Origin of the sequence: Streptomyces albus subsp. albus (genome assembly GCF_000719865.1) — a bacterium.
Lineage (GTDB): Bacteria > Actinomycetota > Actinomycetes > Streptomycetales > Streptomycetaceae > Streptomyces > Streptomyces albus_E.
The window spans coordinates 131,693-155,787 of sequence record NZ_JOID01000009.1 but is presented as its reverse complement, the minus strand read 5'-3'; the positions used below and the strand labels follow the sequence as shown (position 1 = coordinate 155,787).

The window sequence follows — 24,095 nt, the reverse complement described above, 5'->3', positions numbered from 1 at the left end:
CCGCGGCCGCGGGACTGAGCGGTACGACGACGCGGCCCCGGCCCACCCGCACTCTCCAGCGGTGGGCCGGGGCCGCGCCCGGTCCTACGGAGCCCCCTCCCGACCGCCCCGGGGCCGGGGCGGGACCGGCGGGGAACCGGTCAGCTCTTGCGGTGACCTATCAGCCGGGGCTTCTGCTCCATGCCGTCCAGGCCATGCCAGGCGAGATTCACCAGATGGGCGGCGACCTCCGCCTTCTTCGGCTTCCGCGCGTCCAGCCACCACTGACCCGTCAGGGCGACCATCCCCACCAGCGCCTGCGCGTACAGCGGGGCCAGCTTCGGATCGAAGCCGCGGGCCTTGAACTCCAGCCCGAGGATGTCCTCCACCTGCGTCGCGATATCGCTGATCAGCGAGGCGAACGTGCCCGTCGACTGAGCCACCGGCGAATCCCGCACCAGAATCCGGAAACCGTCCGTGTACGACTCGATGTAGTCCAGCAGCGCGAACGCCGCCTGCTCCAGCAGCTCCCGCGGGTGCCCGGCCGTCAGGCCGTTGGTGACCATCTCCAGGAGCTTGCGCATCTCCCGGTCCACCACCACCGCGTAGAGCCCCTCCTTGCCGCCGAAGTGCTCGTAGACCACCGGCTTGGAGACCCCGGCCTTCGCCGCGATCTCCTCCACCGACGTGCCCTCGAAACCCTTCTCGGCGAACAGCGTGCGGCCGATGTCCAGCAGCTGCTCGCGGCGCTCCTTGCCCGTCATCCGTACGCGTCGGCCGCGCCGGCCACCCGGACTCGGGGCCTTGCTCTTCTCGCCACTGCTCGCATCGCTCGCCACGTGCTCAATCATGCCGCCTTCGCGGCCTCGTCTTCACGGGAGTTACCGGTCTTCCGCCGGGACTCCACCCGCTCCTTGCTCGGCCACCGCACATCATGGGCCCAGCCGAGCAGCTCGAACCAGCGGATCAGCCGGGCGCTGGAATCCACCTGCCCGCGCATCACGCCGTGCCGGGCGGACGTCGGGTCCGCGTGGTGCAGGTTGTGCCAGGACTCGCCGCAGGACAGCACCGCGAGCCACCAGACGTTGCCCGAGCGGTCCCGCGACTTGAACGGCCGCTTGCCGACCGCGTGGCAGATGGAGTTGATCGACCAGGTGACGTGGTGCAGCAGCGCCACCCGCACCAGGGAACCCCAGAAGAAGGCCGTCGCGGCGCCCTGCCAGGACCAGGTGACCAGACCGCCGACCAGCGGCGGGATCGCCAGCGACACCGCCGTCCACAGCAGGAACTGGCGCGAGATCCGCCGGATCGCCGGGTCCTTGATCAGATCCGGGGCGTACTTCTGCTGCGGCGTCTGCTCCTCGTCGAACATCCAGCCGATGTGCGCCCACCACAGCCCCTTCATCAGGGCCGGGATGGTCTCGCCGAACCGCCACGGCGAGTGGGGGTCGCCCTCGGCGTCGGAGTACTTGTGGTGCTTGCGGTGGTCCGCCACCCAGCGCACCACCGGGCCCTCCACGGCCATCGACCCGGCGACGGCCAGGGCGATCCGCAGCGGCCGCTTGGCCTTGAAGGAACCGTGGGTGAAGTAGCGGTGGAAGCCGATGGTGATGCCGTGGCAACCGAGGAAGTACATGAAGACCATCAGGCCCAGGTCCAGCCAGCTCACCCCCCAGCCCCACGCCAGCGGCACCGCCGCGACCAGCGCCAGGAACGGCACCGTGATGAACAGGAGCAGCGCGATCTGCTCGATGGACCTCTTGTTGTCGCCGCCGAGCGTGGCGGACGGGGCGGAAGAACTGGTGGCGGCGGCCTGCGGGGCTTCGTCGATCACATCGGAACGTGGGGTCATGCGGGGGAGTCCCTCACCGAACTGGGGGCATGGCTACGGATGCGTAACCTACGGCATCGTAAGTATGGCAGTGCTCCCCCCGGGGTCAATGGGCTGTGGATAACGTGGTGCGCCGGGCACCTATCCTGGTGGGCGCCGGACAGCGCGGTCCGCACCCCGCCCATCGTGCTCATCCATGCAAGGAGCCGCACCTGTGAGCAGTGCCGACCTCACCCCCGACACCGACGACCACGCACCGCTGCGCGCTGACATCCGGCGACTCGGCGACCTCCTCGGCGAGACCCTCGTCCGCCAGGAGGGACCCGAGCTCCTGGAGCTCGTCGAGCGCGTCCGCGCCCTCACCCGTACGGACGGCGAAGCCGCCGCCAAGCTCCTCGGCGAGACCGACCTGCCCACCGCCGGCAAGCTCGTACGGGCCTTCTCCACCTACTTCCACCTGGCGAACATCACCGAACAGGTGCACCGCGGCCGCGAGCTGCGCGCCCGCCGCGCCGCCGAGGGCGGCCTGCTCGCCCGCACCGCCGACCGGCTGAAGGACGCCGACCCCGAGCATCTGCGCCAGACCGTCCGGAACCTCAACGTGCGCCCCGTCTTCACCGCGCACCCCACCGAGGCCGCCCGGCGCAGCGTCCTCAACAAGCTCCGCCGCATCGCCGCCCTCCTGGAGGAGTCCGTCGGCGGCGGCAGCGGCGACCGGCGCCGCCACGACCTGCGGCTCGCCGAGAACATCGACCTCGTCTGGCAGACCGACGAGCTCCGCGTCGTCCGCCCCGAACCCGCCGACGAGGCCCGCAACGCCATCTACTACCTCGACGAACTGCACGCCGAAGCCGTCGGCGACGTCCTGGAGGACCTCTCCGCCGAACTGGAGCGCGTCGGCGTCGAACTGCCCGCCGGCACCCGCCCCCTCACCTTCGGCACCTGGATCGGCGGCGACCGCGACGGCAACCCCAACGTCACCCCCGACGTCACCCGCGACGTGCTGATCCTCCAGCACGAGCACGGCATCACCGACGCCCTCCGGCTCATCGACGAACTCCGCGGCCTGCTCTCCAACTCCATCCGCTACACCGGCGCCACCCAGGAACTCCTCGACTCCCTCTCCCTCGACCTGGAGCGGCTCCCCGGCATCAGCCCCCGCTACAAGCGCCTCAACGCCGAGGAGCCCTACCGCCTCAAGGCCACCGCCATCCGGCAGAAGCTCCTCAACACCCGGCAGCGGCTCGCCACCGGCACCCCCCACCAGGAGGGCCGCGACTACCTCGGCACCTCCGAACTCCTGGCCGACCTCGTGCTCATCCAGGAATCCCTGCGCGCCCACCGCGGCGGCCTCTTCGCCGACGGGCACCTCGACCGCACCATCCGCACCCTCGCCGCCTTCGGCCTCCAGCTCGCCACCATGGACGTCCGCGAGCACGCCGACGCCCACCACCACGCCCTCGGCCAGATGTTCGACCGGCTCGGCGAGGAATCCTGGCGCTACGCCGACATGCCGCGCGACTACCGCACCAAGCTGCTGGCCAAGGAGCTCCGCTCCCGCCGCCCGCTCGCCCCCAGCCCCGCCCCCCTCGACGCCGCCGGCGCCAAGACCCTCGGCGTCTTCGAAACCATCCGCGACGCCAAGGAACGCTTCGGACCCGAGGTCATCGAGTCGTACATCATCTCGATGTGCCAGGGCGCCGACGACGTCTTCGCCGCCGCCGTCCTCGCCCGCGAGGCCGGCCTCCTCGACCTCCACGCCGGCTGGGCCGAGATCGGCATCGTCCCGCTCCTGGAAACCACCGACGAGCTCCGCGCCGCCGACGTCATCCTCGACGCCATGCTGGCCGACCCCTCCTACCGGCGGCTCGTCGCCCTCCGCGGCGACGTCCAGGAGGTCATGCTCGGCTACTCCGACTCCTCGAAGTTCGGCGGCATCACCACCAGCCAGTGGGAGATCCACCGCGCCCAGCGCCGCCTCCGCGACGTAGCCCACCGCCACGGCGTACGGCTCCGCCTCTTCCACGGCCGCGGCGGCACCGTCGGCCGCGGCGGCGGCCCCTCCCACGACGCCATCCTCTCCCAGCCCTGGGGCACCCTGGAGGGCGAGATCAAGGTGACCGAGCAGGGCGAGGTCATCTCCGACAAGTACCTCGTCCCCTCCCTTGCCCGGGAGAACCTGGAACTCACCGTCGCCGCCACCCTCCAGGCCTCCGCCCTGCACACCGCGCCCCGCCAGTCCGACGACGCCCTCGCCCGCTGGGACGCGGCCATGGACACCGTCTCCGACGCCGCCCACGGCGCCTACCGACGTCTCGTCGACGACCCCGACCTGCCCGCCTACTTCTTCGCCTCCACCCCCGTCGACCAGCTCGCCGAACTCCACCTCGGCTCCCGGCCCTCCCGCCGCCCCGACAGTGGCGCCGGCCTCGACGGACTCCGCGCCATCCCGTGGGTCTTCGGCTGGACCCAGTCCCGGCAGATCGTCCCCGGCTGGTTCGGCGTCGGCTCCGGCCTCAAGGCCGCCCGCGAAGCCGGACTCGACGACGTCCTCGACGAGATGTTCCAGCGCTGGCACTTCTTCCGGAACTTCCTCTCCAACGTGGAGATGACCCTCGCCAAGACCGACCTGCGCATCGCCCGGCACTACGTCGACACCCTCGTCCCCGGCGAGCTCAAGCACGTCTTCGACACCATCGAGGCGGAACACGACCTGACCGTCCGCGAAGTCCTCCGCGTCACCGGCGGCGACCACCTGCTCGACTCCAACCCGGTGCTCCAGCAGACCTTCCGCATCCGCGACGCCTACCTCGACCCGATCTCCTACCTCCAGGTCGCCCTGCTCGACCGGCAGCGCAAGGCCGCCGCCGCGGGCGAACAGCCCGACCCGCTGCTCTCCCGCGCCCTGCTGCTCACCGTCAACGGCGTCGCCGCCGGCCTCCGCAACACCGGCTGACCCCACCCCCGTACGCCCTGACCGCATACGCCGACGGGCCCGCACCACACCGGTGCGGGCCCGTCGGCCGTTCACGATCTCCCCGCGGCACGGCCCCGGCTCACAGGAGCGGAGCAGCGCAGCCGCAGGCGCTCACAGAGGCGGGAGCCGCCCGCTCACAACGTCAGAAACGCCCCGCCCAGCAGAGCCGCACCCGCCAGCCCCAGCCCCCACGCCGTCCGGCGCATCCGCAGCCCGCCCGCCACCACCAGCGCCGCCAGCAGCAACGACCCGGCGAACGGGATCCACGCGTGCAGCACACCGCCCGGACCCGTCCGCACCGCCTCGTCCGTACCCGGCTTCACCGCCACCGGCAGCCGCTCACCGCGCTCCCGGCCCGTGGCCTCCACCACCGTCACCGTCCGCTCCGCGTCCCCCTTCGCCGGAGCGCCGGCCCCCGAGGCGTCCACCGGCTCGAAGCGGCCCCCGCACACATCCCCGTCACAGCGCTCTATCGTCACCGTGCCGCGCTCGCGCCCCTTGGTCAGCATCGCGTGCTGCGCCGCGTCCCACGAGGTGTACACCCCCGCGGTCAGGACCAGCAGCGCCACCGCCGCCATCAACGCCTGCTTGACGGCCAGCAGCAGCCCGTAGGCGCTCTCTCCCGCCCGGCGGACAGCGGGGCGGCGCTTGGACTTCGTCGGTGCCATGCGGGCGATCCTTGGCCATCACAAACCACCCGGTCAACCGCCGCTCCCCGGTTGCGGGACACTGTCCCGATAGGCGGTGAAAGGTGCCACCGTCGGCTGTTGTACCTGCTCTGCGCCGCCCCGGGGCCGCCCCGGCGGGACGCCGTTCCGGCGGACGGCGGACGGCGAACGGCGCGGTGCCGCCGTCAGCTGTTGTACCGGCCCTGCGCCCGCTCCAGACCCTCCTCGATCAGACACTCCACGGCATCCGCCGCACGGTCCACGAAGTAGTCCAGCTCCTTGCGCTCCGCCGCCGAGAAATCCTTCAGCACGAACGCAGCCACGTCCATCCGCCCCGGCGGCCGCCCGATACCGAACCGCACCCGGTGGTACCCCGGCCCCATCGCCTTCGTCATCGACTTCAGCCCGTTGTGGCCGTTGTCGCCCCCGCCCAGCTTCAGCCGCAACACCCCGTAATCGATGTCCAGTTCGTCGTGCACGGCCACCACACGCTCCACCGGCACCTTGTAGAAATCGCGCAGCGCCGACACCGGGCCGCCCGACAGGTTCATGTACGACATCGGCTTGGCGATCACCACCCGGCGGCTGCCCGGCCCCGGCGCCCCCAGCCGGCCCTCCACCACCTGCGCCCGCGCCTTGTGCGCCTTGAACCGCCCGCCCAGCCGCCCGGCGAGCAGATCCGCCACCAGGAAACCGACGTTGTGCCGGTTGCCCGCGTACTCCGGCCCGGGGTTGCCCAGGCCCACGATCAGCCAGGGGCCGTCCGCATCGCTCATCTACGTCTCTCCTGCCGGGGTCTGCCGGCTCCCGCCCGTCCACGGGCTCTTGCCGGTTGCTCGGGTCCCGGGTCTCCGGTCCCGGGTCCCAGGGATACACGACCGCCGCCCCGCTCCAGCGGAGCGGGGCGGCGGTCACAGCGCGGCGCCGCGCGCGGCGGGGCGGCGGAGGCTCAGGCCTCCTCGCCCTCGCCTTCCTCGCCCTCGGCCGGCGCCTCGGCCTGCGCGGAGACGACCTGCAGGACCACGGTCTCGCCGTCCACCGCGAGCGCCGTGCCCTTCGGCAGCTTCACGTCCTTCGCCTGGATCGAGGCACCGGCCCCCAGACCCTCCACGGAGACGGTGAACGCCTCCGGGATGTGCGTCGCCTCGGTCTCCACCGGCAGCGCGTCCAGCATGTGCTCCAGGAGGTTGCCGCCCGGGGCCAGCTCGCCCTCGGTGTGGACCGGAACGTCGACCGTGACCGTCTCGCCCTTCTTCACGACCAGCAGGTCGATGTGGACGAGGAAGCCGCGGATGGCCTCACGCTGCACGGCCTTGGGGATGACCAGCTCGCTCTTGCCGCCGTCCAGGGCCAGACGAATCAGGACGTTCGGCGTCTTCAGCGCCATCATCAGGTCGTGGCCCGGAAGCGCCACGTGCACCGGCTCGCCGCCGTGGCCGTAGACGACACCCGGCACCTTCTGCTCGCGGCGGAGACGGCGCGCGGCGCCCTTGCCGAACTCCGAGCGGGTCTCGGCGGGAATCTTCACTTCAGCCATGGCTGCACTCCTCGTACTGCGTACCGGACGGCACCGGAAACCGGCCCCACCACCCGTACGGATCTGATCTGACGGCCGTCACCCGGCCCACGACAGACCTGCTACGAAGAGCGCGTCGATAACGGACACCGCACACGAGTGCGGCCTCCCTCGCCGAGCAACTCCACGAGTCTACCCGGCGGGAAGGCCGCCCCCAAGTCGATCACCATCCGGACGGCGACACCGCCCGCCGCCGGTCACCGCCACGGAACACCGCGACGACGACCGGCACCCGACGTCAGGCCTGCTCCTCGAAAAGGCTCGTCACCGAACCGTCCTCGAACACCTCACGCACCGCACGGGCGATCGTCGGCGCCATCGACAGCACCGTGATCTTCTCCAGCTCCAGCTCGTTCGGCGTCGGCAGCGTGTTCGTGAACACGAACTCGCTCACCTTCGAATTCTTCAGCCGGTCCGCCGCCGGACCCGACAGCACACCGTGCGTCGCCGTCACGATGACGTCCTCCGCGCCATTCGCGAACAGCGCGTCCGCGGCCGCCGTGATCGTGCCACCCGTGTCGATCATGTCGTCGACCAGCACACAGATCCGGCCCTTCACATCACCGACCACCTCGTGCACCGTGACCTGGTTCGCCACGTCCTTGTCCCGCCGCTTGTGCACGATCGCCAGCGGCGCGCCCAGCCGGTCGCACCAGCGGTCGGCGACCCGCACCCGGCCCGCGTCCGGCGACACCACCGTCAGCTTCGAACGGTCCACCTTCGCGCCCACGTAGTCCGCGAGGACCGGCAGGGCGAACAGGTGATCCACCGGACCGTCGAAGAAGCCCTGGATCTGGTCCGTGTGCAGATCCACCGTGAGAATCCGGTCCGCGCCCGCGCACTTCAGCAGATCCGCGATCAGCCGCGCCGAGATCGGCTCCCGGCCCCGGTGCTTCTTGTCCTGCCGGGCATAACCGAAGAACGGCAGGATCACGGTGATGCTCCGGGCCGAAGCCCGCTTCAGCGCATCGACCATGATCAACTGCTCCATGATCCACTTATTGATCGGAGCCGTGTGGCTCTGCATCAGGAAGCAGTCCGCGCCACGCGCCGACTCCTGATAGCGGACGTAGATCTCACCGTTGGCGAAGTCGAACACCTTCGTCGGGACCAGGCCGACACCGAGCTGGTGCGCGACCTCCTCGGCGAGCTCGGGGTGGGCGCGGCCGGAGAAGAACATCAACTTCTTCTCGCCGGTCGTCTTGATCCCGGTCACAGCACAGTCTCCTTGGCAGCGACATAAAACTCTGGGGGAACGGGGGGCGCACTTTGGGTGCAGTTCTCACGGTACGCCCAGCACGGCGCACCCAGACACGAGGGCTAGGCCCCGTCACCCTCCTCCTGAGCTGCGGACGCCGCCTGCGCGGCGGCGCTCCCGGGACGCTTCCGGGCCACCCAGCCCTCGATATTCCGCTGCTGGCCCCGCGCCACGGCCAGCGAACCCGGCGGCACATCACGGGTGATGACCGACCCCGCGGCGGTGTAGGCCCCGTCCCCGATGGTGACAGGAGCCACAAACATGTTGTCCGAACCCGTCTTGCAGTGTGAGCCGACCGTCGTGCGGTGCTTGCTCTCACCGTCGTAGTTCACAAACACACTCGCCGCACCGATGTTCGTGAACTCACCGATCGTGGCGTCACCCACATACGACAGATGCGGCACCTTCGTGCCCTCACCGATCTCCGAGTTCTTCATCTCGACGAACGTGCCGGCCTTCGACTTCCGCGCCAGCCGCGTCCCCGGCCGCAGATACGCGTACGGGCCCACCGACACCTCCGGGCCGATCTCCGCCCCGTCGGCCACCGTCCGCACCACCCGGGCGCCCTCGCCCACCGAGGTGTCCGTCAGCGTGCAGTCCGGACCCACCTCCGCACCCGCCGCCAGCCGCGTCGAACCGTGCAGCTGCGTCCCCGGGTGAACCACCGCGTCCGGCTCGAACACCACCGTCGCGTCCAGCCACGTCGTCGCCGGGTCCACCACCGTCACCCCGGCGAGCATCGCCGCCTCCAGCAGCCGGTCGTTCAGCAGCCGCCGCGCCTGCGCCAGCTGCACCCGGTTGTTGATCCCCAGGATCTCCCGGTGATCGGCCGCCACGGCCGCGCCCACCCGGTGCCCGGCCTCGCGGAGAATCCCCAGGACATCGGTGAGGTACTCCTCACCCTGGCTGTTGTCCGTGCGGAGCTTGCCCAGCGCGTCCGCCAGCAGCCGGCCGTCGAACGCGAAGACCCCCGAGTTGATCTCGGTGATCGCGCGCTGCTCCTCCGTGGCGTCCTTGTGCTCGACGATCGCGGTGACCGCGCCGTCCGCCGGGTCGCGCACGATACGGCCGTAGCCGGTGGAGTCCGGGACCTCGGCGGTCAGCACGGTCACGGCGTTGCCGTCGGCCGCGTGGGTGCCGGCGAGGCTCCGCAGCGTGGCCCCGGTCAGCAGCGGGGTGTCGCCGCAGACGACCACCACGGTGCCGTCGGCGGCGCGGCCGGCCGCGGCCAGGGACTCCAGCCCCATCCGCACGGCGTGCCCGGTGCCGTTCTGCTCGTGCTGCACGGCTGTCGTCGCGGCGGGATCGATCTCCGCGAGATGCGCGGTGACCTGCTCACGGGCATGGCCGACGACCACGACGAGCTGCTCGGGGTCGAGTTCGCGGGAGGCGGCGACGACATGTCCGACGAGGGAGCGGCCGCAGATGCTGTGCAGGACCTTGGGAGTGGCCGACTTCATACGGGTGCCCTCACCCGCGGCGAGGACGACGACGGCTGCCGGGCGATTGGCGCTCACGGGTGTGCCCTTCGGCTTCGGATGGTGGACACCCGCAGGATACCGGGGCGTTTTCCGCCCGGAACGCGCACGGGCCCCGACCTTGCGGCCGGGGCCCGTGAGGGCTTGCGCTCAGCTCCGCTGCCAGGACTCGAACCCGGACTTAGGCCACCAAAAGACCCAGTGCTGCCGATTACACCACAGCGGATGGCAAATGTGGCCAACTCGGACATTTGGCTAGGCTGTCCTTTCGGCCGCTACCACTATGCCGTACCACCAGCCTTCGACGCGACGGTATAGGTCCGCGCTGTCGTTCACGCGGATGGCGAGGCAGCCGTAGTAATCGGCGCCGGTGTTCCTCCGGGTGGTCTTCGGGCTGTGCCTCTTCAGGGCCGTCTTGCCGAACTGGGCCGGGGTGGCGCCCGTTCGCTCCAGCCAGAAGCGCTCGGCGCGGCCGACGTCAGCCGACTCGTGGATGTTGACGGTGTAGCGCCGTCGCCCGGGTGCTACGCCGAGGAGATCCAGCCAGGCCAGGAACGTGGCAACCATGTCCGGATCGCTGTTGACGAAGACGATCTTCTCGCGTCGGTCGTACGGCTTGTCCTTCGCGCCCTCGGCCCAGTAGAGGCCGACGCCGACCAGGAAGAGCTCTCGTCGGGACAGGTTTCCGATCTCGTTCGCGGCCGAGAGCTTCGTCTGCCAACGCTCGAAGTTCCGCTGGTGCAGTGCGGCCTCTCGGCTCTTCTTCGCGGCTGCGGATGCCTCGACCGGGGTCCTGGGAGGCCGTTCCGGCTTCGGCAGGTCGCGTACCCAGGGCGAGATCGAGCTCTTCGAGCAGCCCAGTTCGAGCTAAATCTCGTCGTAGGTCATTCCGCGCGTGCGCATCTCGCGGGCAGCTGCCCGCAAGTCGTCCTTGGCGTTGGGGCGTTTCGTCCACTCCGGTGGGGGCTCGCCGTCGAGCAGGCGGTTGAGCAGGTTGTTGTTGTGCACCTTCAGCCGGTCGCGGATCTGCCTGCGGCTCAGTCCTTCTCTGCGCAGTGCGACGGCCTGTTCCCGCAGTTCCTCGAAGGTGGCGGAGCCGTCCCGGAGTCCGCCGGTGCCATCGCCGTCGCGGCGTCGTACGTCGGTCATGGGGCCAGGGTCGGCCGTCCGTATGTGCGGTTGGGCGGAAATCCGGGCGATTCAACAGTTCGGGTGGAAGTCGGGGAAATCGACCGTGTTCGAGTCCGGTTTGTGTGGATGCCCCGCCCCGGCACCCGGGGAGTACGGCCTTAGGGTGGACGTTATGACCACATCGGGGGCAGGGACCGCGGAACCGGGCGTGCGGGGCGCGCCCGCGGGGCCGTGGTGGTGGGAGCGGCGGCGCGGTATGGCGCTGGATGTCGCGTTGACGGTGGCGTCGGTCGCGGAGTGCGCGGTGGAGGGGTACGCGTTCGCCGGGGAGGCGCGGATTCCGGTGGTGCTGGGGGTGCTGCTGGGGGTGGTGGCGGGGTCGGTGCTGCTGGTGCGGCGGCGCTGGCCGATCGCGGTGGTGCTGGTGTCGGTGGCGGTGTCGCCGGCCGAGATCGGGCTGCTGCTGGGGCTGGTGGGCCTGTACACGCTGGCGGCGTCGGAGGTGCCGCGGCGGATCACGGCCGTGCTGGCGGGCATGTCGATGACCGGGACGCTGCTGGTCACCTTCATCCAGTTCCAGCGGGATCTGAGCCGTGAGGACTATGTGGCTCCGGACTGGCTGGTCGTGCTGGCGCCGGTGCTGATGTCGCTGGGGCTGACGGCGCCGCCGGTGTTCCTGGGCTTGTACGTGGGGGCGCGGCGTCGGCTGGTGGAGAGTCTGCGGGAGCGGGCGGACGGTCTGGAGCGGGAGTTGTCGCTGCTGGCCGAGCGGGCGGAGGAGCGTGCGGAGTGGGCGCGGGGTGAGGAGCGCCGGCGGATCGCGCGGGAGATGCACGATGTGGTGGCGCACCGGGTGAGCTTGATGGTGGTGCACGCGGCGGCTTTGCAGGCGGTCGTGGTGAAGGATCCGGAGCGGGCGGTGAAGAACGCGGGGCTGGTGGGGGATCTGGGGCGGCAGGCGCTGACGGAGCTGCGGGAGATGCTGGGGGTGTTGCGCTCGGCTCCGGCGGCGAAGCCGGGGGCGGGTGCCGGTGGTGGTGTCGACTCGGGCGCGGGTTCGGGTAAGGGGTCCGGGCCGGGTGCGGATGTGCGTGCGGATGCGGGTACGGGGCGGGTGGCTGCGGCTTCCGCTGGTGACGGGGGAGCCGGACGGGCCGGTGCCCGGGGGCGGGTGTCCGTGCCGGCCGGGGCGGTGGCGGTTCCGGAGGCGCGGGGGGCCGGGCCGGGGGCCGCTGTGGCGGTGGAGTCGGTGCCGCGGCCGTCGGTGGCGGGGGAGCCGGCCGAGGGGCCGGGGCTGGGTGATCTGGAGGTTCTGGTGGGAGAGTCCCGGGCGGCCGGGATGGCGGTGGAGTTCTCGGTGGAGGGGGAGGCCGCCCGGGAGCGTGATCCGCGGGTGGAGCGGACGGCGTACCGGGTGGTGCAGGAGGCGCTGACCAATGTGCACAAGCACGCCGCGGGGGCGGAGATCCGGGTGCGGTTGGCGCACCGTGAGTCCGAGGTGGCGGTGCTGGTGGAGAACGGTCCGGCGGCGGAGGGTGGTTCGGATGCGCGGTTGCCCAGTGGGGGCAATGGGCTGGTGGGGATGCGGGAGCGGGTGACGGCGCTGGGGGGCGGCTTCGTGTTCGGTCCGACGGAGGCGGGGGGTTTCCGGGTGTCGGCGGTGCTGCCGGACCGGAACGGCTGACGTTCGGCGGGGCCGGCCGGAGTGAGTGGCGGAGTCCGGGGGCCGCGGAGAAGGTGCCGCGGTTGCTCAGGTGGACTTCTCGGTGCCGGTGCCGGTGCCGGTGCCGGTGCCGGGGGCGGGGGCCGGGGCGGGTACGGATCCGTTGTCGGCGCGGGTCGTGGGGCCGGTTCCGCGGTCCGGGGCGTGGTTCCTGTCGCGGGACGGGGTGCTGTTCCGGTCCTGTTCGGTGGTGCTGTGCGGGGCCTGTCGCGCGGTGCTTTCCGGGGAGCGTTCCCGGGCGGGGGTCCCGGTGCGGGCCTGAGGGTGCTCGGTGGCCGGGGTGTCGGGCCGGTTCCGGGGGTGTTCCGGGGTGGGGTCCTGGGGGCGGTCGCTGTCGGTGCGGGTGCCGGTGCGGGTGCCGCGGCCGGTGATGGTGGCCAGGCTGGTGCGGATGTGTTCCATCTGGGCGCGCAGGGCGTCGCGGCGGGTGGCGTGGTCGCGCAGGGCGCGTTCGGTTTCGCGTTCGACGCGTTCGCGGCGGGCGTGGGCCTGGGCGATGATCTCGGCGGCGCGGGCTTCGGCGTCGTCGCGTTCGCGGCGGGCGGTGTCCTCGGCGTCGGCGTGGGTGTCGCGGGCCCGGGCGAGGACGGTTTCGGCTTGTTCGGTCAGTTCGGTGACGTGTTTTTCGGTGGCGGTCCTGGCGGTGGAGAGCTGCCGGTCGGCGTCGGCCTGCCGGTCGGCGAGTTCGCGTTCCTGTTCGGCGCGGAGGCGGGCGGCCCGTTCTTGGGTGTCCTTGAGTGCGGCGGCTGCCTGGGAGCGCTGTTCGTGGGCGGCCCGGCGGGCGGTGGCGAGGGTCTTGCCGGCGATCTCGCGGGCGGCGGCGAGGGCCTGTTCGGCCCAGTGGTCGGCTTCTTTGCGCAGTGCGGTGGCGTCGACGCGGGCGGCGTCGCGGAGGGTGCGGGCGGTTTCCTCCGCCTCCTCGCGGATGGTCTGGGCGGTGGTCTCGGCGCGGGCGCGGAGTTCGGCGGCCTCGGCTTTGACGGTGAGGAGGAGTTCGCGGGCGCGGGCGCCGAGGGTTTCGTAGGTCTGCGGGGGGAGGTGTGCGGCGTGTTCGCGCAGCCGGGTGAGCTCGGTCTCCATCTCCTCGGCGCGGGTGGCGAGCCGGGCGGCCCGGTCGAGGGCTTCGTCGCGCGTTCCGGTGAGTTCGGCGATGGCGCGGTTGACCTGCTCGGGCCGGTAGCCGCGCCGGTGGCCGCGTACGGTGGCGATCCCGTGGGGTGACACAGACGCACTCATTTTGAGCCCTTTCGTCCCGGTGTGAGATCCGCTCCGGCGCTATCTTTCCGATGCGGGTCAGGCGCTCATAACGCGACACTCCGCCCTTCCGCCCCTGTTCAAGGATGCGTCATCCGCCGCGCAGCCGGAATGGGGTCCCGGGGGTGCGGGCGGGGGTGGAGGGCCGAACGCCGCGGGGGCGCCCGGGGGTGTCTGGGTGCCCCCGCGGCGTTCCGGGGGCGGGGAGGGCGGTGGGCCGCCGGGGTCAGAGCAGCCCGTCCCACATCTGTTCGAGGATGACCGACCACCAGGTTTCGGGGGACGACAGGCTGGCGGGGTCGAGGGCGATCAGCTGGGCCTGGAAGTCGACGGTCCAGCGGCCGGCCTGTTCGGCGGTGAGTCCGTAGCGCAGCCGCCACATGCGGCCGAGCATGGCCATGCAGCGGACGAACTCGGGGAGCCCGGTGTTGACGAACTGCGGGGGCACCGGCTGTCCGCCCGGTCCGGCCTCCACGGGGACGGCGACGATGTTGGCCGTGCCGTACTGGACGCACAGCTGGCGGCCGAAGTCGCTGCCCATGACGAGGTACGAGCCGGCGTCCGGGGCGGGCTGCACACCGCGTTCGGCCGCCAGTTCGGCAAGGGTCGGCACGGGGCGGCCGGGCTGGGCCTGGGCCCAGAAGAACGGGCCGAAGTCCACCGGCAGTCCGGCCCAGACCAGGGTCTGCGCGACGACGTCGGGGACGCCCTGCCGGGAGACCGCGTGCTGGTCGAACCGGAACAGCCCCTGCGGGCCGAAGGACTGTGCCAGTTCGTGGGCGAGGCCCTCGACGGGCACCGGCGGGATCGGCGGCACCTGGCCGGGGTGCGGCAGCGGCACCCGGTTGGGCGCCGGGCGCGCCGGGCCGTCGGCCACCTGGTGCAACTCGCCCTGGTGCTCGATCAGATGGCGTACGCCCTGCTGCCGTGTGGCGTGGTCGCGGCCGTAGGGGGCGGTGTGGCTGATCCGCACCTGCGGGAAGGTCTCGCGGACCATCCGGGCGCAGTAGCCGCCGGGCAGATCGCAGGACTCCAGTTCGGTGTGGAGTTCCAGCACCTGCTGCGGCGGGACGTTCTGTGCGCGCAGTTCGTGCAGGATCTGCCACTCCGGGTGCGGGGTGCCGTAGGCGGAGCGGCGGATGATCTGCTGCTCCGAGCCGTCCTGTGCGCGGTAGCGGAGGACGGCCATGTAGCCGGGGCCGACCATCGGCGGGCCGGCCGGGGCCTGCGGGTAGCCGTAGGCGCCCGGGGCGGGCGGCGGTGGGGGCGGCTGGGCGCCGGGCGGCATGCCGCCGGGGGTGCCGGGCGGGCCGGGGGGCTGGGGTGCTCCGGGGCCGGCCGGGGTTCCGGGGTTGGGTCCGGCCAGCATGGTGGCGGCGTGGTGCGCTCCGCCACCCGGGGTGCCGGGTGCCGGGGGCGGCGGGGGAGTGCCGGGGATGCCGGACGTCCCCGGGGCGCCGGGCGGCGGGGGTGTGCCCGCGCCCGGGGTCTGCGGGGCATGGGGTGCGCCGCCCGGGGCGGCGGCCGTGCCGCCCGTGCCGCCCGTACTGCCCGTGCCGCCCTGGAGGCCCCGGCTGCCCGGGACCGGCGGGTCACCGATGGCCGGGGCGACCGTGGTGCGCGGCAACTGGCTGCCCCCGGACATGAGTTCCGTCCGGTCGTCCGCCCGGGAGCCCGGCTTCGGGGTGGCGGCCCGGTCGCCGTCCGTGCCCGCCAGGGGCGGTGCGAAGACGGTGTCGGGCAGGTCGACGGAGGCGTCGTCGGGGCCGGCGGTGATGTCGGTGCCGGCCCACGGCGTGCCGCCGGGGGGCGCGGCGGGGCCGGGTACGGCGCCCGGGGTGGCCGAGGGAGTGTCGTCCCGCCCCGAAGGGCCGTGGACGTTCCCGGACGCGGCGGAGCCCGGTCCGCCAGGGGCGCCGGACGTGCCCGGGGCGCCGGACGTGCCGGCCGCGGGCCATGCGGTGCCGGGGACGGGCGCGCCGCCGGCCGGGGCCGGTGTCGCGCCGCCGGCCGGGGTACCGGAGCCGGGGGTAGTACCCGCGCCCGGGGCCGCTGTGCCCGGGACCGCACCGGTGCCGGTGCCGGTGCCCGGAGTGGCACCCGCGTCGGTACGTACGCCGGCGCCGGAGCCCGTGCCGGCATGTGAGCCCGCGCCGAGATGCGAGCCCGGGCCCGTGCCCGGGTCCGGAGCGGCACCGGCACCAGCACTCGTGTCCGCGCCCGTACCCGCGCCCGCGCCCGTGTCCGCGCCCGAAGCCCCGGCGGAGTCCCGCCTGCGGTCCGGGATGCCGATCTGGTCGGCGGCGTCCTGCAGCCACTGAGGGGGTGTCAGCAGGAAGGAAGTGGCCTCCAAGTCGACCCGCTGCGGCCGTTCGGCCGGGGCGGCGCCGGTGTCCCCGGGGGCCGCCCCGTACCGCTCCTCGTAATGGCGGATGATCTCGCCGACCGGGAGCGCGGGCCACAGGGTGGCCTCGCCGCTGTCCCGGGCGATGACGAGCCGGGAGCGGCCGCCGTCGGAGGTGGGCCCGTCCTCGCGGTCCTCGGCCCAGACCACGAAGCCCAGGTCGAACTCGCGTACCTTCACCTCGCGGTGCTGGTATGCGGGGACGTCGCCGTTGATCCATTCCTCGGCGCGCTCCTGCGCCTGCGCGAAGGTCACCATCGCGCTCACCCCTCCACCGGGACGGCGTACGCGAAGCCGCCGTCCACCATCAGGTTGGCCACGGTCTCCAGTTCGGGCGGGCTGCCCGCGAGGCGCCGCAGGAAGTCGTCGAAGTCGTCGCCGCAGGGCAGCAGGAGCTGGTCGACCCGCTCCTGGACGGTGAGTCCGTCGCGGTCGCGGGCGTCGTCGTAGGCGCAGAACCACACCGAGCCGAGCGCCGAGCCCTTCACCTTGACCGCGAGGATGCCGCCCTGGACGAAGGCGACGCCCAGGTAGTCCTTGGTGAGGTGGTCGCGCAGGCACTTGTTGACGTACACGAGGTCGTTGACGGCGGCCTCGTCGCGCACCGTGAAGAACGGCTGGTCGACGAGGAGGCCCAGCCCGGCGTCCAGCGCGGCGCCGACCGGCGCGCAGCCGCCGGCCGCCTTGAGGAAGGAGCGGTAGGCGCCGGGCAGCCGGTAGCCGAGGTCCTCCTCGGCGCCGAGGATCTCCGCCTCGGTGACGGACAGGGCGCCCTTGGGCAGCCGGAGGTGGGCGGGACGGGTCTCCTGCAGGGGGCGGGTGCCGCGCTTGCCGTGGTCGACGGAGGCGGTGGCCAGCCCGCCGTGGTGCCGCAGCAGCGCCTTGACCTCGGCGGGTACGAGCTCCATCCGGCGGCTGTCCGGTACGTGGTGCCAGGTCCAGCCGTGCGGGGTGGCCACCGGCGGGAGGCTGCCCCAGAGTTCGTGGCCGGCGGCGTGCAGGGCGGCGTTGGCCGACACGTAGTCGGTGAGCCGGAGTTCGTCGACGCCGAAGCCCTCGGGGGGGTCGGCGATCTCGGCGGCCGCGCGCGCGTAGGGGGAGAAGTCCGGGCGGCCGTGCTCGTCGATCCGCACGCCTCCGGGATGGCGGGCGGCGCGGACCGGGTCCGGGAAGTGCACGGTCTGCCCGGCGTAGGCGGTGTTGGGTGGCGCGGGGTGTCCCCCCGCCCGGGGGCTGGGAGGCGCCCCCAGCCCGGGCCGGCCTGTCGTCATGGCGGTTGCCCCCTGCTGCGTCCGATGTTGGCGCACAGCCTATGCGGTGCCGGGGGCGCGGGTCCCGCCCCGGTGGCGGGGGAGGGGTGTAGGCCATTCGGGGGTATTCGGCGCGGGGCCGCCGGGGTGCGGAGGCGCCCGCGGCGGGGCTCGTACGGGCTCGAAGGGCGCGGTGCCGGGCGCGCGGTGGCCCCCGGGGGTGCACCAGTGTTCGCAGGGCGGCCGTGCTTCCGTCCGGGGGCGGGCCGGGATAACCCTTTCGGGGGGTCTGTCGTCTTTCCTGTGACGAGCTGTCACGCACCGGTGACCTGCGGTTGTGCGACGCGCGGAGGGTACCGGCCGGACTTCCCGATCTCCCCGCCGGTTTGGCAGGCTGTCCCCGCAACCAGGGGGATTGCACAGGAGGGGAAGCACCGAATGAGCGCCACCCAGGACCTCCCGGCAACCCCGCCGGGTGACCCGCGGCTGACATGGAGCAGTGACCACGGCCCCGGGCGGCCGCCGGTTCTCCGGCACCGCCGGGACGGCATCCTGCCCGCCGTCGCCGCGGCGCTGTCCGTGCGCGGGAAGACCCTGACCGCGACGGCGGGCCGGGGTGACCGGCCGCCGGTGCTCCATCCGCTGGTCCAGGACTTCCTCGACCGGCTCGGCACCGCTCAGCGTGAACGATTCACCGGCCGCTGCCCCGAGGCGCTGCTGCTGTCCCGGCAGCTGGCCGAGGTGGAGGGGGCGCGGAGCAAGCGGGCCTCCCGCCGGCCGCTGACCCACGGCGAGGCCCGGAAGGCGCTGAAACAGGCCAAGTTGACGGCACGTCATATCCGGGAGGACGGTGACCCCCGGCACGGCCGGTACGCGCCGCCCTGCCGGTCCTGCACGGCGCTGCTGGCGCATTTCGGCGTACGCGCCGTCGACCCGGCGGAGTCCGCCCCGGACAGGAGCTGATGTGCGCGCCTTCGACCGTACGGCCACCGACCGGTTCCCGGTCGCGGTGGACGCCGCGCTGCGGAAGGCGGGCTGGCGGCCGGGCCGCTGGGACATCCGGCAGGCCGAGACGTGGGCCGACGGGCTGCGCGCCCATGTGTCGCCGGCGGGCCACCGGCACGCCGTGTTCCCGGCGGCCGTCGAGGTGTGGGCCGAGTTCGGCGGGCTGCGGATCGCGGGTGCCGCGGCGGGGCGGCAGGTGGCGCCCACGACCTGTCTGATCGACCCGATGTGCGGGCTGCATCTGGCGCGGACGCTCTCCGACCTGGGGCGGGCGCTGGGCACGGAGATGTGCCCGCTGGGCGAGGAGGCCCCGGGCCCGGAGCCCGGCAGCGGCCGGGCGGTCCTGGCCGTCGACAGCGAGGGGCGGGTCTACAGCCTCGACCACACCGGGGACTGGTACCTGGGGCACAGCATGGAGGCGGCTCTCACCACGCTCGTCACCGGCGGCCGCCCGGAGCGCCTGACGGTGGACGGCGGCTGACCGGAAGAGCGGCCGGGGGCGCCGGCGGAGAGGGCCGGCCGGCGGCGCTCCGCCCGGGCGCTCGCGCTCGCCGTCCGTCCGGACGGGAAAGCGGCGAGGGGGCGGCGAGCGGGAGCGGCGAGCAGGGCCGGGGCCGCCGAGGCGGACGTGCTCCACGGCGGCGTCCACCGCCGGGCCGCCGGGGCTTTGGGGACGGTGCCGAGTGCGCCGGGCATCCATTTCCCGCGGGTGCCGCCCCCGGCGCGGCCGGTGCGGGAGCGGCGGTGCCGCTCGCTGTGCTCCTCCCCGGGCGGCTCCCCCGCGAAGTCCGTGTACGACGCACACATCCGCGTCCGCCGGGTCCCGCCGAACCGGTATCGCGGCTGGTGGCGAGGGTGCCGGGGTCCGGGGCGGCGGCCGCGGGGGCGGCCGGTGCGTGCGGGTGGCTCCTCCGCCCGGCGGAGGCCCCTAGGGGGAGATCCGTACTCACGGGAGGAGTGGTTTCGTACCGCCGGAGGACGAGTGAGGGGCCGGCCGCTCCCTAGTCTGGGACGCGGTGCGGGGGGCGGGCCCGATCTCGGGGGGTGGGGCCGGCCCCACCGTGGGAACGGCGCCTCGCCCCCATCGTGCCGGACGGCCCGGGGCGGCAGGCTGGTGGCAGCCGGCCGGCCGGGCACCGCCCGCGCCGGCGGCCGGGGCCGCCGGACCACCGGATCCGCGCCACCGGAACCGCACCGCCGGACCGTCAGACCACCGATGCCCAGGGCCGCAACGGCCCCGGCGTCATCCGTAGCGACATAGGAGACATACCGTGACAACGGCTGTATCGAATCCCAGGACCGGGGGCAGCGGAGGACATACGGCCGTCGCCGCGCGCGCCCGTAAGGTCGTGAAGGCGTACGGCTCCGGGGAGACCCGGGTGCTGGCGCTGGACGGGGTGGACGTGGACATCGACCGGGGCCGCCTCACGGCGATCATGGGCCCCTCCGGTTCCGGCAAGTCGACTCTGATGCACTGCCTGGCCGGGCTGGACACCGTCACCGCCGGGGAGATCCACCTCGGCGGCACGCAGATCACGGGCCTCAAGGACAAGAAACTCACCCAGCTGCGCCGGGACCGGGTCGGCTTCATCTTCCAGGCGTTCAACCTGCTGCCCACCCTCAACGCCCTGGAGAACATCACCCTCCCCATGGACATCGCGGGCCGCAAGCCCGAGCAGGCGTGGCTGGACCGGGTCGTGGACACCGTCGGCCTGCGGGACCGGCTGAAGCACCGGCCGACCGAGCTGTCCGGCGGCCAGCAGCAGCGCGTCGCGGTGGCGCGGGCCCTGGCCGCCCGGCCGGAGATCATCTTCGGTGACGAGCCGACCGGCAACCTCGACTCCCGGGCCGGCGCCGAGGTGCTGGGCTTCCTGCGCCGCTCCGTGGACGAGCTGGGCCAGACGATCGTGATGGTCACCCACGACCCGGTGGCCGCCGCCTACGCCGACCGCGTCCTCTACCTCGCCGACGGCCGCATCGTCGACGACATGCCGGACCCGACCGCCGAGCGGGTCCTGGAGCGGATGCTCAGCCTCTCGGCGGACGACGCCCCCGGCCACGCCGCCGCCGGCCACGCCGCCGCCGGCCACGCCGCCCCCGGCCACGCCGCCCCCGCCCACGCGGCCTCCGGCCCGTCCGCCCACGCCCCGTCCGTCCGCGGGAGCGCGTGATGACCGTCCTCAAGACCTCGCTGCGCAACTTCGTCGCGCACAAGGGCCGGATGGTGCTCTCCGCCATCGCGGTGCTGCTGTCGGTGGCGTTCGTGTGCGGCACGCTCGTCTTCACCGACACCATGAACACCACGTTCGACAAGCTGTTCTCCTCGGCCATCTCGGACGTCACCGTCTCGGCGAAGGCGGACGAGAACGCGCAGGAGACCGGCAAGGGACGCACCATCCCGGAGGCCACCGCGGCCCGGCTGAAGAAGCTGGACGGCGTCGAGACGGCCCTGGTGGACGTGTATGACGAGCGCATCACCCTCGTCAACGACCAGGGCGAGAGCATCTCGCCGAGCAGCGGTGCCCCCACCGTCGCCACCGACTGGGGGCCCGAGGAGAAGAAGTCGATGGAGCTCGTCTCCGGCCACGCCCCGCGCGGCCCGACCGAGATCCTCATCGACGCCGACACCGCTGACCAGAAGAAGCTGGAGATCGGCGACACCGTCAAGGTCATCTCCTTCCGGGGCACCACCGAGACGGAGATCAGCGGAATCGCGAAGTTCACCGCCACCAACCCCGGTGCCGCGCTGGTCTTCTTCGAGCACACCGCCGCCCAGGAGAAGCTGCTCGGCTCCACGGACCAGGTCAGCCAGGTGATGCTCACCGCGGCCGAGGGCGTCACCGACGAGCAGCTCAAGAAGGACGTCGTCGCCGAGTTGGGCGGCGGCTTCGAGGTGCAGACGAAGGACGAGGCGTCCGACTCGGCCGCGGAGGAGGTCGGCGGCTTCCTCGACTTCATGAAGTACGCGCTGCTCGGCTTCGCCGGGATCTCCGTCCTGGTCGGCATCTTCCTGATCGTCAACACCTTCTCCATGCTGGTCGCCCAGCGGACCCGCGAGATCGGCCTGATGCGGGCCATCGGGGCCAGCCGCAAGCAGGTCAACCGGTCCGTGCTCACCGAGGCGCTGCTGCTGGGCCTGGTCGGCTCGCTGCTGGGCATCGGCGCGGGCATCGGGATCGCCATCGGCCTGATGGAACTCATGGGCCTGGTCGGGATGAACCTCGACACCTCCGACCTGACCGTCAAGGCGACCACGCCCCTGGTCGGCCTGGCCCTCGGTGTCGTCGTCACCGTCGCCGCCGCCTACCTTCCCGGCCGCCGGGCCGGGAAGGTCTCGCCGATGGCCGCCCTGCGGGACGCGGGCACCCCGGCCGACGGCCGCACGGGCTGGGTGCGGGCCGTGGTGGGGCTGGTCCTGACGGGCCTCGGCGCGGCCGGGCTCGTGCTCGCCGCGCGGGCCGACGAGGCCGGCGAGGGGGCGCAGTTCCTGTCCCTCGGCATCGTGTTCAGCCTCATCGGCTTCGTGGTGATCGGCCCGGTGCTGGCCGGTGGCGTGGTCCGGGCGCTCGGCGCGGTCGTGCTGCGGGTCTTCGGGCCGGTGGGCCGGATGGCCGAGCGGAACGCGCTGCGCAACCCGCGCCGTACGGGCGCCACGGCCGCCGCGCTGATGATCGGCCTGGCACTGGTCGCGGGCCTGTCGGTGGTCGGCTCCTCCATGGTGGCCTCCGCCGAGGAACAGCTCGACAAGTCGGTCGGGGCGGACTTCATCATCAGCTCCGACACCGGTCAGCTGATCACGCCGGAGGCGGAGAAGGCCGTCAAGGCCACCCCCGGCCTGGTGCACGTCACCGACTACAAGTACGTCAGCGTCGAACTGTCCACGCCCGACGGGAAGAAGACCGAGACCGGTCTGGCCGCCGCCGACCCGACCTATGCCGAGGACCTGCGGGTGGAGACCGTGGAGGGCGAGCTGTCCGCCGCGTACGGGGAGGACGCCCTGTCCGTCCCGGAGGACTTCGCCAAGGACCACGGCATCGAGCTCGGCGACACGGTCACCGCGGCCTTCGTCGGCGGGAAGAGCGCGGAGCTGGAGGTGGCGGCGATCACCACCCAGGACACCTCGGTCGACCAGGGCGCGATGTACGTCAACATCACCACCGTCGAGCGGTACCTCCCCGAGGGGGAGATGCCGGCGAACATGCTGATGTTCGGCAAGGCTGAGGAGGGCAAGGCCGACCAGGCGTACACCGCCCTCAAGGGCAGCCTGAAGGAGTACCCGCAGTACAAGGTGCGGGACCAGGCCGACTACAAGGAGACCTTGCGCGACCAGATCGGCCAGCTGCTCAACATGGTCTACGGGCTCCTCGCCCTGGCGATCATCGTGGCCGTCCTCGGCGTGGTGAACACCCTCGCCCTGTCGGTCGTCGAACGCACCCGGGAGATCGGCCTGCTGCGGGCCATCGGCCTCTCCCGGCGCCAACTGCGCCGCATGATCCGCCTGGAGTCGGTGGTCATCGCCCTCTTCGGCGCGGGCCTCGGTCTCGGCCTGGGCATGGCCTGGGGCGCGGCGACCCAGCAGCTGCTGGCCCTGGAGGGCCTGGGCGTGCTGGAGATCCCCTGGCCGACGATCATCACCGTCTTCCTCGGTTCGGCGCTGGTGGGGCTGATCGCGGCTCTCGTCCCGGCGTTCCGGGCCGGGCGGATGAACGTGCTGAACGCCATCGCCACGGAGTAGCGCGCGGTTGCCATGAGCGGAGCGGGCTCCGGACCACTGGGCGGTCCGGGGCCCGCTCCGTCCTGTTGATCCGGCCTCCGGGGGATCAGACGATCACGTCGAAAACGCAGTGGGTCCCGCCCGCGCCGGCGAGCTTCGCGTCGCAGGTGATCAACGGGCCGCCCAGTTGCTCCGCCAGGGCAACGTAGGCGGCGTCGTAGGCGGTGACGTTCCCGCGGAGTTCCCAGATTCTCTCGAAGAGGCGCGACACGGGGACGCGGCGGATCGGGAACGCGGCGAGGTGTCGCAGTGCCGCGGGCACGGCGGTCTCCAGCTCCCTGTCCTTCCGGGCCATGCCGCGGAGTGCCGACACCACCTCCGCGTCGATGTGCGCGGGTGCGTACAGGGCGTCTCCGGCCGCGAGCCGGGACCTGATCTTTCCGTGCCGGTGGTCGTCGGCGGCGTAGAAGGAGGTGAGGACGGAGGCGTCCACGATGGCGAGGCTCACTCCTCCTCCCGCGCGGCGCGCACGGCGTCCACGGCGTCCTCGATGCTGATGCCGGTGCCCGCGGGGGGCTCGTAGAGGTCCAGATAGGTGGTCAGGTTCGCGGTCTTGGCGAGGTCCTCCAGCTGGTCGACGACGAAAGCGTTGAGGGACTGGCGGTTGGCCTCGGCGCATCGGACGAGCGTCTTGTACGTCTCGTCGGGAACATCCCGGAGATTGATCCGCTTCATGGCGCCATTGTGGCGCCATGTGGCCCGGTGTGTCCACCCCGCCCCGCCGCCGCGCGGCCACGGCTGTCCGTGCGGCGACGTAGGCTGAGAGCCTCACCCGGACCGTCCGCCC

18 protein-coding genes, 1 tRNA gene and 1 pseudogene are annotated in these 24,095 nt (G+C 72.7%); 6 read left to right on the top strand and 14 right to left on the bottom strand.

Translation table 11 applies throughout. From position 1 onward, the window contains the following. Window positions 1-140 precede the first annotated feature (140 nt). Together IF83_RS0111930 and IF83_RS0111925 are read right to left on the bottom strand one after the other, a co-directional pair. Window positions 141-830, bottom strand: coding sequence for a TetR/AcrR family transcriptional regulator (locus tag IF83_RS0111930; protein ID WP_030544091.1), 690 nt, complete (start codon window positions 828-830; stop codon window positions 141-143). Further along, on the bottom strand, window positions 827-1,831 hold the full coding sequence (locus tag IF83_RS0111925; RefSeq protein ID WP_030544090.1) for an acyl-CoA desaturase: 1,005 nt from the start codon (window positions 1,829-1,831) through the stop codon (window positions 827-829). The genes IF83_RS0111930 and IF83_RS0111925 overlap by 4 nt, the downstream gene beginning before the upstream one ends. A gap of 193 nt (window positions 1,832-2,024) precedes the next feature. On the opposite strand from IF83_RS0111925, the gene ppc reads away from it, so the two are divergent. Continuing rightward, window positions 2,025-4,766, top strand: coding sequence for a phosphoenolpyruvate carboxylase (ppc, locus tag IF83_RS0111920; protein ID WP_030544089.1), 2,742 nt, complete (start codon window positions 2,025-2,027; stop codon window positions 4,764-4,766). Window positions 4,767-4,921: 155 nt separating this feature from the next. On the opposite strand, the gene IF83_RS0111915 is transcribed toward ppc, so the two are convergent. The 7 genes and pseudogenes from IF83_RS0111915 to IF83_RS30165 form a co-directional block, all read right to left on the bottom strand. Then, a complete protein-coding gene (locus IF83_RS0111915; RefSeq protein WP_030544088.1) occupies window positions 4,922-5,455 on the bottom strand; it encodes a hypothetical protein in 534 nt (177 codons plus the stop codon). Between the two features lie 185 nt (window positions 5,456-5,640). After that, window positions 5,641-6,231 (bottom strand): aminoacyl-tRNA hydrolase, encoded by a 591-nt coding sequence (pth, locus tag IF83_RS0111910; RefSeq protein ID WP_030544087.1) that lies wholly within the window; start codon window positions 6,229-6,231, stop codon window positions 5,641-5,643. A gap of 173 nt (window positions 6,232-6,404) precedes the next feature. Then, window positions 6,405-6,992 carry a 50S ribosomal protein L25/general stress protein Ctc gene (locus IF83_RS0111905; RefSeq protein ID WP_030544086.1) on the bottom strand — a complete coding sequence of 196 codons (588 nt, stop codon included), beginning with the start codon at window positions 6,990-6,992 and terminating at the stop codon, window positions 6,405-6,407. A 277-nt stretch (window positions 6,993-7,269) separates the two neighbouring features. Then, the gene (locus IF83_RS0111900) at window positions 7,270-8,247 is read right to left on the bottom strand and encodes a ribose-phosphate diphosphokinase (RefSeq protein WP_030544085.1); all 978 of its coding nucleotides are present in this window, start codon (window positions 8,245-8,247) and stop codon (window positions 7,270-7,272) included. Window positions 8,248-8,351: 104 nt separating this feature from the next. Beyond that, window positions 8,352-9,806 carry a bifunctional UDP-N-acetylglucosamine diphosphorylase/glucosamine-1-phosphate N-acetyltransferase GlmU gene (glmU, locus tag IF83_RS0111895; protein ID WP_030544084.1) on the bottom strand — a complete coding sequence of 485 codons (1,455 nt, stop codon included), beginning with the start codon at window positions 9,804-9,806 and terminating at the stop codon, window positions 8,352-8,354. Window positions 9,807-9,921: 115 nt separating this feature from the next. Further along, a tRNA-Gln gene (locus IF83_RS0111890) sits at window positions 9,922-9,993 on the bottom strand. Between the two features lie 29 nt (window positions 9,994-10,022). Beyond that, window positions 10,023-10,916: pseudogene (locus tag IF83_RS30165) on the bottom strand (hypothetical protein). Between the two features lie 154 nt (window positions 10,917-11,070). Here IF83_RS30165 and IF83_RS0111880 point away from each other — a divergent pair. Continuing rightward, the gene (locus IF83_RS0111880) at window positions 11,071-12,582 is read left to right on the top strand and encodes a sensor histidine kinase (RefSeq protein ID WP_030544083.1); all 1,512 of its coding nucleotides are present in this window, start codon (window positions 11,071-11,073) and stop codon (window positions 12,580-12,582) included. A 66-nt stretch (window positions 12,583-12,648) separates the two neighbouring features. Here IF83_RS0111880 and IF83_RS0111875 read toward each other — a convergent pair whose 3' ends face one another. From IF83_RS0111875 to IF83_RS0111865, 3 genes are all read right to left on the bottom strand, one after another. Continuing rightward, entirely contained in the window at window positions 12,649-13,845 is a 1,197-nt protein-coding gene (locus tag IF83_RS0111875) for a coiled-coil domain-containing protein (protein ID WP_051722684.1), read from the bottom strand. Window positions 13,846-14,101: 256 nt separating this feature from the next. Further along, the gene (locus tag IF83_RS0111870) at window positions 14,102-16,537 is read right to left on the bottom strand and encodes an SUKH-4 family immunity protein (protein ID WP_030544081.1); all 2,436 of its coding nucleotides are present in this window, start codon (window positions 16,535-16,537) and stop codon (window positions 14,102-14,104) included. A gap of 5 nt (window positions 16,538-16,542) precedes the next feature. Beyond that, window positions 16,543-17,550: an SMI1/KNR4 family protein gene (locus tag IF83_RS0111865; protein ID WP_030544080.1), complete on the bottom strand. Its 1,008-nt coding sequence runs from the start codon at window positions 17,548-17,550 to the stop codon at window positions 16,543-16,545. A gap of 417 nt (window positions 17,551-17,967) precedes the next feature. Between IF83_RS0111865 and IF83_RS0111860 the strand changes: the two genes are divergently transcribed. The 4 genes from IF83_RS0111860 to IF83_RS0111845 all read left to right on the top strand — a co-directional run bounded on the left by IF83_RS0111860 (window position 17,968) and on the right by IF83_RS0111845 (window position 23,269). Beyond that, window positions 17,968-18,492 carry a YwqJ-related putative deaminase gene (locus IF83_RS0111860; RefSeq protein ID WP_030544079.1) on the top strand — a complete coding sequence of 175 codons (525 nt, stop codon included), beginning with the start codon at window positions 17,968-17,970 and terminating at the stop codon, window positions 18,490-18,492. 1 nt (window position 18,493) lies between these two features. Further along, complete coding sequence (locus IF83_RS0111855; RefSeq protein WP_030544078.1) at window positions 18,494-19,015, top strand: SUKH-3 domain-containing protein; 522 nt, start codon at window positions 18,494-18,496, stop codon at window positions 19,013-19,015. 790 nt (window positions 19,016-19,805) lie between these two features. Next, window positions 19,806-20,705: an ABC transporter ATP-binding protein gene (locus IF83_RS0111850; protein WP_078843392.1), complete on the top strand. Its 900-nt coding sequence runs from the start codon at window positions 19,806-19,808 to the stop codon at window positions 20,703-20,705. After that, window positions 20,705-23,269 carry an ABC transporter permease gene (locus tag IF83_RS0111845; RefSeq protein WP_030544076.1) on the top strand — a complete coding sequence of 855 codons (2,565 nt, stop codon included), beginning with the start codon at window positions 20,705-20,707 and terminating at the stop codon, window positions 23,267-23,269. Before IF83_RS0111850 ends, IF83_RS0111845 begins: the two co-directional genes overlap by 1 nt. 85 nt (window positions 23,270-23,354) lie before the next feature. On the opposite strand, the gene IF83_RS33705 is transcribed toward IF83_RS0111845, so the two are convergent. Both IF83_RS33705 and IF83_RS33700 read right to left on the bottom strand, forming a co-directional pair. After that, window positions 23,355-23,756, bottom strand: coding sequence for a type II toxin-antitoxin system VapC family toxin (locus IF83_RS33705; RefSeq protein ID WP_030544075.1), 402 nt, complete (start codon window positions 23,754-23,756; stop codon window positions 23,355-23,357). Then, window positions 23,753-23,983: a hypothetical protein gene (locus tag IF83_RS33700; RefSeq protein ID WP_030544074.1), complete on the bottom strand. Its 231-nt coding sequence runs from the start codon at window positions 23,981-23,983 to the stop codon at window positions 23,753-23,755. The genes IF83_RS33705 and IF83_RS33700 overlap by 4 nt, the downstream gene beginning before the upstream one ends. Window positions 23,984-24,095 lie beyond the last annotated feature (112 nt).